Source organism: Sinomonas soli (genome assembly GCF_054782415.1).
Window position 1 is genome coordinate 262,245 of record NZ_BAAGSN010000006.1, and the last position, 12,201, is coordinate 274,445.

The following is a 12,201-nucleotide window of genomic DNA, read 5'->3' on the forward strand; positions in this document are numbered from 1 at the left end:
CGTGCCTTGACGCCAGTGTGACGGGAGTGAATTGTGGGATTATGAACCGCGTCCAGCGCAGCCTTGCTCTCCTCTCACCGCTCGCCCTCGCAGCGGTGCTGGCCGGCTGCGGCACGGGGGGCGCCCAGTCGGCCGCGTCGCCCTCGTCCGCCTCGCCCAGCCCCGCGTCCTCGAGCGCGAGCGCCTCCTCCAGCGGGACCCCGACGGGATCCGACAGCGCGACGCCGGGCACGGGGAGCCCGGCCGCTTCCACCCCCGCTGCCGGCGGAGTGGCCCGGTGCGTCTCGAACCAGCTCCAGGGCAGCCTGCAGCCCGGCGCGGGCGGTGCCGCCGGGACCGTGTACCAGAAGATCGCCCTCAAGAACGTCTCCCAGTCGCCCTGCCTCCTCGAGGGCTTTGCCGGCGTCTCCCTGACAGACGGCCCCAACGGCGCCCCCATCGGCGCACCGGCCGACCGGGACACCACGGTGCCCGTCGTGCCGATCGTGCTCCAGCCGGGCCAGAGCGGCGCGGCGGACTTCGGGCTGCACCAGGCGCGGAACTACACGGGGTGCACGGCGGTGACCGCCGCGGGCTACCGGGTGTACCCGCCGGAGGACTACGGGTCGCTGTTCATTCCCGCCCAGGTCACGGCCTGCTCGAATGGCGACATCCATCTGCTGACGCTGCGCGCCTTCCAGCCTTCCTGATTTCCGCGCGGGGATATTCTGCGCATCCGGGCCGGGAAATTGCCTGAGGACAATTGTTCAGGGAATTCTCCGGCCTCGGCTTCTTCATGCGCAGCCCACGTGCGGCGCGAGAGGGACGGCCGGAGGCTCAGAGCACTCCGGCCGTCCGCGCCGGCACCCGTGGACTGCTCAACGCGGCGAAGCCGCGGAGCCGGGCTGCCGGCCGACCCCCTGGGGAGCCCGGCACTGGGCCGGGCCTCGCTCAGAGGGCGCCCTTGCGCCGCCGCGGCAGGAACTGCTCCGTGGCGGCCTTCGCCTTCTTGTCGGCCCGCTTTTCCTTGATGGACCGCCCCTGCTTGAGGTTCTTCGAATTTCGCGGCGACTTTCCCGACATTTCAGCTCCCTGATGTGTGAATTCGAAAACTGGAATACCTGTGCCCACGACCATACCGGAGAAATAAATAAAAGCCAGCCGTGCGCGGCGGCGGCAGCAGGGCCACGGACAGGAATGTCGTAGGCATGGAGGATGATGGTCGGGTGAGACAGGGTGTTCAGGAGGACCCGGCCGTGGCAGCCGGAGACGTGGCGGTGCTGGACCGCTTCGGCGCTGCCACCCGCGAGTGGTTCCTGGGCGCCTTCCGCCGCCCGACGCCCGCCCAGGCCGGTGCCTGGGAGGTCATCTCCTCCGGGCGGCACACGCTCGTCGTGGCGCCCACCGGCTCCGGCAAGACACTCGCGGCCTTCCTCTTCTCGCTCGACCGCCTCCTGGCGCACGACGGCGCCGCCCCGCCCGGGGCGTCCGGGGCGCCGCCCGTCCCGTCCCGGCCCGAGGAGGCGGCGCTTCCCGGTCTCGGCGCCGCGGACCTGGAGCCGGCTACCACGCCCGGAGCGGCGACCGCGCGCGGCGGGGGCCGGCGTCGTACGCCGAAGAACCACACGAAGGTCCTGTACATCTCCCCGCTCAAGGCCCTCGGGGTCGACGTCGAACGGAACCTGCGCGCGCCGCTGATCGGCATCTCCCAGACGGCCCGGCGCCTCGGCGTCGAGGTGCCCGAGGTGAGCGTGGGCGTGCGCAGCGGCGACACCTCGGCGTCGGACCGGCGCGCCCTGCTGTCGAACCCGCCGGACATCCTCATCACGACCCCCGAATCGCTGTACCTGATGCTGACCTCGCAGGCCCGCGAGACACTCTCCGAGGTCGAGACCGTGATCGTGGACGAGGTGCACGCGGTCGCCGGGACCAAGCGCGGCGCGCACCTTGCGGTGACCCTCGAGCGCCTCGACGCGATCCTGCCCAAGCCGGCGCAGCGCATCGGGCTCTCGGCGACCGTCGAGCCCAAGGAGCTCGTGGCCCAGTTCCTCGCCGGCCGGGCCCCCTGCGAGGTCGTGGCACCCCCGGCCGCGAAGACCTGGGAGCTCACGGTCACCGTCCCGGTCGAGGACATGAGCGACCTGCAGGGCGCCGCCGCAGCGCACGACGCCGGGCCCGCCTCGGGCCTGCAGCCGCAGGCCTCGATCTGGCCGCACGTCGAGGAGAAGATCGTCGACCTGATCCTCGCCAACAGGTCCACCATCGTGTTCTCCAACTCGCGCCGGCTCGCCGAGCGGCTCACGGGCCGGCTGAACGAGATCTACGCCGAGCGGATGCAGCCGAGCGTGTGGGACGAGCCCCTCGCGGACGGCCCCGGGACGGGACAGGAGCGCGGGCCCACCACCGCGGGGCAGGCCGCCGAGGCTGTCGCCGCGACGCTGTCCCGCCGCACCCCCGCGGAGATGATGGCGCAGGCGGGCCAGAGCGCCGGCGCGGACCCGGTGCTGGCCCGGGCCCACCACGGGTCGGTCTCGAAGGAGCAGCGCGCCCAGATCGAGGACGACCTCAAGACCGGGCGCCTGCGCTGCGTGGTGGCCACGAGCAGCCTCGAGCTCGGCATCGACATGGGGCTCGTGGACCTCGTCATCCAGGTCGAGTCCCCGCCTTCGGTCGCCTCCGGCCTCCAGCGCGTGGGCCGCGCCGGCCACCAGGTCGGCGAGGTCTCCCAGGGCGTCCTGTTCCCCAAGCACCGCGCGGACCTCGTGCACACCGCCATCACGGTCGAGCGCATGCTGGCGGGCCAGATCGAGGCCCTGCGCGTCCCGGCCAATCCGCTCGACATCCTCGCCCAGCAGACGGTGGCGGCCACGGCACTCGGGCCCGTCGACGTCGAGGAGTGGTTCGATGTCATCCGCCGCTCCGCCCCCTTCGCCACCCTCCCGCGCTCCGCCTTCGATGCGACGCTGGACCTCCTCTCCGGCAAGTACCCCTCCGACGAGTTCGCCGAACTCCGCCCCCGCATCGTCTGGGACCGCACGGAGGGGACCATCGAGGGCCGTCCCGGCGCCCAGCGGCTCGCGGTCACCTCCGGCGGCACCATCCCGGACCGGGGCCTCTTCGGCGTGTTCATCGTCGGCAGCGACGAGGAGGGCACCACGGCGTCCCAGGCCGCGCGCGGCGGCCGCCGCGTCGGCGAGCTCGACGAGGAGATGGTCTACGAGTCCCGGGTGGGGGACGTGTTCGCGCTCGGGGCCACGAGCTGGAAGATCGAGGACATCACCCACGACCGGGTGCTCGTCTCCCCCGCCTTCGGCCAGCCCGGCAAGCTCCCCTTCTGGAAGGGCGACGGCGCGGGCCGGCCGGTCGAGCTCGGACGCGCCCTCGGCGCCTTCCAGCGCGAGGTCTCGGGTGCCGACCGGGAGCACGCCCTCGCCCGCATCGAAGCCGCGGGGCTCGATGCCTTCGCCGCAGGCAACCTCCTGCAGTACCTCGACGAGCAGAAGCAGGCCACCAATCTGGTCCCGAACGACCGCACCCTCGTGGTCGAGCGGTTCCAGGACGAGCTCGGCGACTGGCGCGTGGTGCTGCACTCCCCCTTCGGGATGCCCGTCCACGCACCGTGGGCCCTCGCCGTGGGGCGCCGGCTGAGCGAGCGGTACGGCCTCGACGGCTCCGCGATGGCGGCCGACGACGGCATTGTCCTGCGGGTGCCCATGATGGAGGACGAGCCCCCCGGCGCCGAGCTGTTCGTGTTCGACCCCGACGAGCTCGAGGGGATCGTCACGGAGGAGGTCGGCGGGTCCGCCCTGTTCGCCGCGCGCTTCCGCGAGTGCGCCGCCCGCGCCCTCCTGCTCCCCCGGCCCAACCCCGGCAAACGCCAGCCCTTGTGGCAGCAGCGCCAGCGCGCCTCGCAGCTTCTCGACGTGGCCAAGAAGTACCCCCAGTTCCCGATCATCCTCGAGGCCGTGCGCGAGTGCCTCCAGGACGTCTACGACCTCCCTGCCCTCCGCGACGTGGCCTCGGCGGTGGAACGGCGCGAGCTCCAGCTCGTCGAGACCACCACCCAGCAGCCCTCGCCGTTCGCGCGGTCGCTGCTGTTCGGCTACGTCGCCCAGTTCCTGTACGAGGGCGACTCGCCGCTGGCCGAGCGGCGCGCGGCTGCACTCTCCCTCGACTCGACGCTCCTCAACGAGCTCCTCGGGCGCGCCGAGCTCAGCGAGCTGCTCGACCCCAAGGTGATCGAGCAGACCGAGCGCGAACTCCAGCGGCTGGCCGAGGACCGGAAGCTCAAGGGCCTCGAGGGCGCGGCAGACCTGCTCCGGTTGCTGGGGCCGCTATCGGTCGACGAGGTGGCCGCCCGCCTCCAGGTCTCCGAGACCGACGGGGGCCGCGCCCGCTACGCGGACGCCCGAAGCCACTCCCCGGCCACCGTCGATCTCTCCAGCCCTCCATTGCACGTCGCCGTCGTCGAGGCGGACCTGAAGGAGCTGGTGTCGGCGCGCCGGGCCCTGGTGGTGAGCGTCGGGGGCGCGGAGCGGTACGCCGCCGTCGAGGACGCCTCCCGGCTGCGGGACGCGCTCGGGGTGCCCCTGCCGGTGGGTATTCCGCTCGCGTTCATCGAGCCGGTCGCCGACCCGCTCGGCGACCTCGTGGGCCGGTACGCGCGAACGCACGCGCCGTTCACCGCGCCAGAGGCGGCGGCCAGGCTCGGGCTCGGCGTCGCCGTCGTGCACACCACCCTCAAGCGGCTCGCCGCGGACGGCCGCGTCATCGAGGGCTCCTTCCGCCCCCGCGCCGGCGACGCCACGGCGTCCCCTGCCGAGGAATGGTGCGATGCCGAGGTCCTGCGGAGGGTCCGCCGGCGCTCGCTCGCCGCGCTGCGGGCCGACGTCGAGCCGGTGGAGCAGGCCGCGTTCGCCCGCTTCCTCGCCGCCTGGCAGCACATCGGCGATGCCAAGGACAGCCGGGGCAGGCCGCGCCCGCGCGGCGGCCTCAAGGGGCTCGACGGCGTGCTCACGGCCGTGGACCAGCTCGCGGGCGTGCCGGTGCCGGCGAGCGCGTGGGAATCGCTCGTGCTGCCCTCGCGCGTCTCCGACTACGCGCCCGCGCTACTGGACGAGCTCATGGCCAGCGGGGAGGTTCTCTGGACGGGGGCCGGGCCCATCCCCGGCAACGACGGCTGGATCAGCCTGCACCTGGCGGAGTCTGCCGCGCTCACCTTGGCCCCGGACCCCGAGTTCGCGCCCGACGCCGCGCAGCAGCGCGTCCTCGACCTCCTCGCTGGCGGTGGGGGCTACTTCTTCCGCCAGGTGGCAGACGCCGCCCGCGACCCGGGAGGCGAGGGCGGCCAGGCGGGGCCGGTCCCGACCGACGAGGCCGTGCTCCAGTCGATCTGGGGCCTCGTGTGGGCAGGACGCCTCACGGGAGACACGTTCGGCCCCGTGCGGGCCATGCTCGACTCCGGCCACACCGCCCACCGCCAGCCCTCCAGGACGCCGCGCGTGCGCTCACTCGGCCACGCAGGCCTCCGCGGGGGCCGGATCGGCACCTCGCTCCGGGGCGTCAGCCGTCTCGGCGCCGCCGGGGCCCGCGGTTTCGACGCGCCCTCGGCCACGGCCCCTCCCATGGCCGCCGGGCGCTGGTCCGCCGTGCACTCGGTCCAGCTCGAGACGACGATCAAGACCCACGCGCTCGCGCAGCTGCTCATGGACCGCTACGGCGTCCTCACGCGCGGATCCGTCATGGCCGAGAACGTCCCCGGCGGCTTCGGGCTGCTCTACAAGGTCCTCTCGCGCCTCGAGGAGTCCGGGGTGTGCCGCCGGGGCTACTTCGTGGACCGGCTCGGCGCCGCGCAGTTCGCCGTCCCCGCCACCGTGGACCGGCTGCGGCAGTTCACGCGCGACGACGTTTCCGAGGACCCGGGCGCCGCCCCGCCGCTCGACGCGCTCGCCCTCGCCGCGACGGACCCGGCGAACCCCTACGGAGCCGCCCTCGCCTGGCCGGAGGTCCCCGGGGCGGCCACCGGCCACCGGCCCGGCCGCAAGGCCGGCGCGCTCGTCGTGACGGTCGACGGCGCGCTCGCCCTGTACGTCGAGCGCGGCGGGAAGACGCTGCTGGCCTTCACCGAGGACGACGCCGTGCTGGTGGCCGCCGCGGAGGCGCTCGTCGGCGTCGTGCGCGGCGGGGCGGTGGACAAGCTCGCCATGGAGAAGGTCAACGGCCACGACCTCCTCGGCACGCCGCTCGCGGGCGCGCTCACCGCCGCCGGGGCCTACTCGACCCCTCGCGGCGTGAGGATCAGAGCGTGAGGATCCAGCCTGGTGCCCGAGGGTGACAACGTCTACCAGGCCGCGCGCAGGATGGACGCGGCCCTCGCCGGCAAGCGCCTCGCCGCGAGCGACTTCCGCGTGCCCGCGTTCGCGACCCTGGACCTGTCCGGCTGGACCGTCCTCGAGGTCGTCTCCCGCGGCAAGCACCTCCTCCACCGCCTCGCCCCGCCCGGGCCCGACGGCGCCGCCGCAATGGCCCCCGAGGGCCGCCTCAGCATCCACTCCCACCTCTCGATGGAGGGCAGCTGGCAGGTCTATGGCCCCGGCGAGCGGTGGCGCAAGCCCGCGCACACGGCGCGCGCGGCCCTCACTGCGGAGGACGGCACGAGCGCCGTGGGCTTCTCCCTCGGGATGCTCGAGGTGATCGGGACCGCACAGGAGGGCGACGCCGTCGGCCACCTCGGCCCCGACCTGCTCGGCCCGGACTGGGACCCTGAGCGCGCCGAGGCGAACCTGCGCGCGCAGCCCGACCGCGCCATCGGCCTCGCGCTGCTCGACCAGCGCAACCTCGCCGGAGTCGGCAACATCTACCGGTGCGAGCTGTGCTTCCTGTCCCGCGTGCATCCGGACACCCCGGTCGGCGAGGTCCCGGACCTCGCGGGGATGGTCGCGACGGCCAAGCGGCTCCTCGAGGCGAACAAGGCGCGGTCCCGGAACACGGTGGGCGGATTCGGCCCGCGCAACGGCACCTGGGTGTACGGGCGCGCCGGGCAGCCGTGCCTGCGCTGCAGGACCCGGATCCGGCACAGCACGCTCGCCGAGCCGGTGCCGGGCACGGGGACGCGCCTCGGGGACAGCCGGGAGCGCGACATCTACTACTGCCCCAGCTGCCAGCCGCCGCGGCTGGACCAGCCCGGCCGGGGGCGCAGCTAGCGGCGGCCCGGGGCAACCCCGTGGCCCGGCGGACGCCGGAACTTCGGCCTGCCCGTGTGCACGAGGAACGGCGCCGCGCGCCGATGCACCCGGGCGCCGCCGTGGTGCAGCCCGAGGGCGACGCGGGCGGCCATGCGGGCCTGCGCGCGGGCGGGGGCCTCGCGGGCCAGGCGGGCGTCGGCGGCGCGGTAGTAGAAGTGCTTGGCGACCTCGACGAGGACCAGGTACAGGAGCACCATCCCCACGAGCGCGAGGAAGAAGTCCGCCGGGAGGGGGTGGAACCCGACGAGGGCCCCGGCGGGCGTGTACGGCAGCACCGCGCCGACCACCACGACGGCGAGCACGCTGGCCGTCAGCGCGACCGAGGCCCGGGAGCGCAGGAACGGGATGCGGCGCGTGCGGATCGCGAACACGATGAGGGTCTGGGTCGCGAGCGACTCCACGAACCAGCCGGCCCGGAATTCCTCGGGCGCGGCGTTGAAGACCCACAGCATGAGCCCGAACGTCGCGAAGTCGAACAGCGAGGAGATGGGCCCGAACACGACCATGAACCGCCGGATCGCCCCGATGTCCCAGTGGGCGGGCTTGCGCAGCTGTTCGCGGTCCACCCTGTCGGTCGGGATGGCGAGCTGGCTCGAGTCGTAGAGCAGATTGTTGAGCAGGATCTGGCCCGGGAGCATGGGCAGGAAGGTCAGGAACGCGCTCGCGGCCGCGGCCGAGAACATGTTGCCGAAGTTGCTGCTCGTGCCCATGAGCAGGTACTTGATCGTGTTGGCGAAGATCCGCCGGCCCCCGGTGACGCCGTCGGTCAGGACGCCGAGGTCCTTCTCGAGGAGCACGACGTCGGCCGCGTCCTTCGCGACATCCGTCGCCGAGTCGACGGAGATCCCCACGTCCGCCCTGTTGAGCGCGAGCGCGTCGTTGACGCCGTCGCCGAGGAAGCCGACGGAGTGGGTGCGCCGCAGGACCGTGACGATCCGGGCCTTCTGCTCGGGCGAGACCCGGGCGAACACGCGGGTTCCGGGCGCGGCCGCCGCGAGGGCGTCGTCGTCCATGGCCTCGACCTCGGTGCCGGTCAGCACCGAGCCCGGGCTCATCTTGAGCACCGAGGTGACATGCTCGGCGACGAGCGCGTTGTCGCCGGTGGCGATCTTGACGTCGACGCCGAGGCCTTCGAGCCGCGCGAGCGACTCGCGCGCGTCCGCCTTGGGCCGGTCGATGAAGCTGAGGTACCCGGCGAGCGCGAGCTTCCCGGGGCCGTCGTGCGCCGCCGGAGCCGCTCCGGAGGCCGGGCCGCTCGCGACGGCGACCACCCGCGCCCCGCGCCGGAACAGCCCCTCGAGCGCGGCGCGGTCAGCGTCGCTGACGCCCGCGCAGGCCTCGAGGACGGCCTCGGGGGCCCCCTTGAGGATGCGCACGGGCCCCTCGCCGCCCACGGCGGGGGCGACCACCGTCTCCATGGTCCGGCTCTCGTGGTCGAACGGCCGCAGCGAGAGCCGGCGGCGGTCCGCGAGGGCGGCGGGAAGGCCCTCGAAGGCCTCCCACAGCGCGGCGTCCACGGGGTTCTGTCCCGCCCCGGAGGCGCCGGGCACCGAGGGGTCGGCCTCGCAGCACAGCATGGCGAGCTCGGCGAGCCGCCGCTCGGCCTGGCCCGGGGCCGCGTCGGGCCCGGCCGCGTCGCCCGCACCCCGGGGGGCCGCGGGCACCGCTTCCTCGAAGCCGATCCGGCCCTCGGTGAGGGTCCCCGTCTTGTCGGTGATGAGGACGTCGAGGTTCCCCAGGTCCTCTATCGCGAGGAGCCGCTTGACGAGCACGCCGCGCTTGGCCAGCAGGCGGGAGCCGGCCGCGAGGGAGGTGCTCACGACGGCGGGCAGCAGCTGCGGCGTGATGCCCACGGCGATCGCAAGGGAGAACAGGACCGAGTCCAGGAACGGCCGCTGCAGGAGCAGGTTGATCACGAGGATGCCGGCGGTCAGCGCGACGCCGACCCACAGGAGCATGAGGGAGAACTCCTTGAGGCCCCGCTGGAAGGCCGTCTCGGGCAGGCCCTGGGCGAGGCCGGCGGCGATCCGGCCGAACTCCGTGCCGCGCCCGGTCGCCGTCACCACCGCGCGCGCCGAGCCGGCGTGGACCACCGTCCCCATGAGGACGCAGTCGGTCAGGTCCGCGAGGTCGGAGCCCGGGGGCACGGCCTCCGGGGACTTCTCGACAGGGGCCGACTCGCCGGTGAGGACGCCCTCGTCGGCCTCGAGCCCCACGGCCTCGAGGACGCGGGCATCCGCCGGGACGATGCCGCCGAGGCTGACCCTGATGACGTCCCCCGGGACGAGCTCGCGCACCGGCACCGTCCGCTCGGTCCCGCCGCGTACCGCGACCACCGTGTGCGAGATCCGGCTGTGGAGGTCCGCGGCGGTCTTCTCCGCCCGGAACTCGTTGACGAACCCGAGCAGCGCGCTGCCGAGCAGTATGGCGACGATGATGCTCGCGTTGAGGCGGTCCCCTGTGGCGAAGGACATCGCGGCGGCCGCGACGAGCAGCGCCTGCAGTGGGCTCGCGAACTGGCGCACGAGCACGTGGAACCAGCTCACCCGGCGCGCCTCGAGCACGTTGGCGCCCTGCGCGAGCCGGCGGGCGGCCTCGGCCTCGTCGAGCCCGCGGGCGGACGTGCCGAGGACCGCGAGGACCCCCTCGATGGGCATGGCCGCGGCCTCGGCGACGGCCAGCTGGACCCGCTCGGAGACGGTCTCGACGCTCACGGGGCCATGCTACGCCGGGCGCAGGGGCCCGGGCGCCGCGCCGGATCAGGGCTGCTCGATCCGGGCTGCCGGATCAGGCGTACAGGGCCCTGAGGTACTCGCCCCACGCGTCGGCATGCTCCTGGGCACGGGCCGACCGTGCGGCGTCGTCGGCCGTGTCCAGCGAGAAGTCGTGGACGGTCAGGCCCAGCCGCTGGCCGAAGGCCTCCCGACCGAACACGCGGACCATCGCGTCCTCGGTCCGCAGGCCGAGGAAGGGGCCGGTGGCGTAGTCCACGGTGGCCTCGACGGGCCCGAGGCCCGGGAGGTCGAGGTCCTTCTTCTCCCCCGCCATCACGTCGGTCAGGGCGAGCGCGGCGACGAACCGCTCGAGGGCGTCGGGCGCCGTGGCGCCGTCCGGGCTCTGGACGTCCACGAAGGAGACGGCGCGGCCGTCGAAGTGCTCGAGGTACTCGCCGAGGGTGTGGAGATAGAAGAGGGTGTGCTGGGCTGCGCCGTCGTACTGCTGCTCCCAGTTGTCCGTGAGGATGCCGGAGTGCACGTAGTGCAGGTTCGTCCCCTCCGGCCCGGGGGTGAGGAGGTGCTCGAGCTGGTTGTACCAGCCGTCGGGGCCCTCCATGCGGGAGACGAGGTGGCGGGGATAGTCCTCGACCGTGTGGACCGCCGGCCATTGGTCGGTGGGGAACATCCACGCGGCGGTACCGTCGGTGACGGCCTCCCAGATCCGCTCGGGGGCTGCGTGGAGGACTACGTCGTGGACGATCTCGAACGGGTGCTGCTCGGTCATGGCTGGACCTCCTGGTCTGGTGCGGGGCCGGTGGCGGCGTCCGGCTTGAGGGCGGGGTGGAGCACGACCACGAGCCGGTGCCGCCGCCCGCCGGTCGCCGAGGGGTCGTGGTACTTCGCGGCGAGCCTGGCCACCTCGGCGCCCAGCTCGGTCGCGAACGCCGCCCGCGAGGCCGCGGACGCGAAGGTGATCTCGCCGTCGGCCGCAAAGGTGGCCAGCTGCCGTCCCGCCGCGACCGCGCCGGCGAGCAGGCGCCCCACCTCGCGCACGGTGCGCGCGGCGAGGGCGAGGAGCCAGTAGGCGCTGAAGCGGTCCCGGAGGTGTTCGGGATCGGGCTCGACGACCGCGAGCGCGGCCGGGGAGATGATGTAGGACGCCGCGGTGGCCTGCAGGACGCGCTCCATGACGTTGCCCTTGCGCCGCTCCTCCAGGAGCGCGACGAGCCCGTGGTCCTCGAGGGCGCGGAGGTGGTAGTTGACCTTCTGGCGGGGCAGCCCCACCTTCGCGGCTAACGCCGCCGCGGACGACGGCGCGGCCAGCTGCCGCAGGAGCCGGGCCCTGAGCGGGTCCAGACTCGCGGCGGCCGCGGCGGGGTCCTCGATGACCATGACGTCCTGCATGCGTCCATGGTCCTACCGACAATATTTCTTGTCAAGGATGAAAAGGATGTCCAACACTTCCGCCGTAAGGCCCTAGCAAGGCCGCCGCCCCGCGGACAGAATGGACGCGACAGTCGCCTGCGACATTTCAGGGAAGGACCGCCGCCGTGCCGCACGAAACGCCCACCCCGGCCCCGGGGGACGAGTGCCTGCGCGTCTTCATCCTCGACGACCACGAGCTCGTGCGCCGGGGGCTCCAGGAGCTCCTCGAGGGCGAGGGGTTCGAGGTGGTCGGGACGTCGGGGACCGCGGCCGAGGCCACGCGCCGCATCCCTGCGCTCAAGCCGGACGTCTCAGTACTGGACGTGCGGCTGCCGGACGGGACCGGGATCGAGGTGTGCCGCGACGTCCATTCGGTGGACCCGTCCCTCGCGTGCGTCATGCTCACGAGCTACGACGACGACCAGTCCCTCCGGGGTGCGATCCTCGCCGGCGCGAGCGGCTACGTCCTCAAGGAGATCCGCGGGACCGACCTCGTGACCGCGCTGCGCCGCGCGGCCCACGGCGCCTCCCTCTTCGACCCGGTGGTGAAGGCCAAGGCGCTCGAGGGGCTCAAGCCCCAGGAAGAGGAGCTCGATCCGCGCCTGGAGCTCCTCAGCCCGCAGGAGCGCCGGGTCCTGGCGCTCATCGGCGAGGGCATGACCAACCGGGAGATCGGCGAGAAGCTGTTCCTGGCGGAGAAGACCGTCAAGAACTACGTCTCCTCCCTCCTGGCCAAGCTCGGCTTCGAGCGGCGGACCCAGGCCGCGCTGTTCGTGGCCCGCAACGCGCCCCACTTCTACTGAGCCGCGCCTTCCACTGAGCCGAGTTCGCGGGTT

The 12,201-nt window shown here is 73.6% G+C and carries 8 protein-coding genes; 4 read left to right on the plus strand and 4 right to left on the minus strand.

Annotation, left to right across the window (positions count from 1 at the left end):
- Positions 1-41 precede the first annotated feature (41 nt).
- Complete coding sequence (locus ACYVKZ_RS06870) at positions 42-689, plus strand: DUF4232 domain-containing protein (RefSeq protein WP_460991317.1); 648 nt, start codon at positions 42-44, stop codon at positions 687-689.
- A 241-nt stretch (positions 690-930) separates the two neighbouring features.
- Here ACYVKZ_RS06870 and ACYVKZ_RS06875 read toward each other — a convergent pair whose 3' ends face one another.
- On the minus strand, positions 931-1,062 hold the full coding sequence (locus ACYVKZ_RS06875; protein WP_460991319.1) for a hypothetical protein: 132 nt from the start codon (positions 1,060-1,062) through the stop codon (positions 931-933).
- Between the two features lie 125 nt (positions 1,063-1,187).
- On the opposite strand from ACYVKZ_RS06875, the gene ACYVKZ_RS06880 reads away from it, so the two are divergent.
- Both ACYVKZ_RS06880 and ACYVKZ_RS06885 read left to right on the plus strand, forming a co-directional pair.
- Positions 1,188-6,287, plus strand: coding sequence for an Lhr family ATP-dependent helicase (locus tag ACYVKZ_RS06880; RefSeq protein WP_460991320.1), 5,100 nt, complete (start codon positions 1,188-1,190; stop codon positions 6,285-6,287).
- Between the two features lie 12 nt (positions 6,288-6,299).
- Positions 6,300-7,181, plus strand: a complete 882-nt coding sequence (locus ACYVKZ_RS06885) for a DNA-formamidopyrimidine glycosylase family protein (protein ID WP_460991322.1) — start codon at positions 6,300-6,302, stop codon at positions 7,179-7,181.
- Here the strand turns inward: ACYVKZ_RS06885 and mgtA are convergent.
- The 3 genes from mgtA to ACYVKZ_RS06900 form a co-directional block, all read right to left on the minus strand.
- Positions 7,178-9,937, minus strand: a complete 2,760-nt coding sequence (mgtA, locus tag ACYVKZ_RS06890) for a magnesium-translocating P-type ATPase (RefSeq protein ID WP_460991323.1) — start codon at positions 9,935-9,937, stop codon at positions 7,178-7,180. The genes ACYVKZ_RS06885 and mgtA overlap by 4 nt on opposite strands.
- Before the next feature lie 73 nt (positions 9,938-10,010).
- Positions 10,011-10,724, minus strand: a complete 714-nt coding sequence (locus ACYVKZ_RS06895) for an SRPBCC family protein (RefSeq protein WP_460991324.1) — start codon at positions 10,722-10,724, stop codon at positions 10,011-10,013.
- Entirely contained in the window at positions 10,721-11,344 is a 624-nt protein-coding gene (locus ACYVKZ_RS06900) for a helix-turn-helix domain-containing protein (RefSeq protein ID WP_460991326.1), read from the minus strand. The genes ACYVKZ_RS06895 and ACYVKZ_RS06900 overlap by 4 nt, the downstream gene beginning before the upstream one ends.
- A 146-nt stretch (positions 11,345-11,490) precedes the next feature.
- On the opposite strand from ACYVKZ_RS06900, the gene ACYVKZ_RS06905 reads away from it, so the two are divergent.
- Positions 11,491-12,168 (plus strand): response regulator, encoded by a 678-nt coding sequence (locus tag ACYVKZ_RS06905; RefSeq protein WP_460991327.1) that lies wholly within the window; start codon positions 11,491-11,493, stop codon positions 12,166-12,168.
- Positions 12,169-12,201 lie beyond the last annotated feature (33 nt).

Coding starts and splice junctions, on each gene's coding strand:
- ACYVKZ_RS06900 (WP_460991326.1), bottom strand. CDS start 11,344: ATGCAGGACGTCATGGTCATCGAGGACCCCGCCGCGGCCGCCGCGAGT.
- ACYVKZ_RS06880 (WP_460991320.1), top strand. CDS start 1,188: ATGGAGGATGATGGTCGGGTGAGACAGGGTGTTCAGGAGGACCCGGCC.
- ACYVKZ_RS06895 (WP_460991324.1), bottom strand. CDS start 10,724: ATGACCGAGCAGCACCCGTTCGAGATCGTCCACGACGTAGTCCTCCAC.
- ACYVKZ_RS06875 (WP_460991319.1), bottom strand. CDS start 1,062: ATGTCGGGAAAGTCGCCGCGAAATTCGAAGAACCTCAAGCAGGGGCGG.
- ACYVKZ_RS06870 (WP_460991317.1), top strand. CDS start 42: ATGAACCGCGTCCAGCGCAGCCTTGCTCTCCTCTCACCGCTCGCCCTC.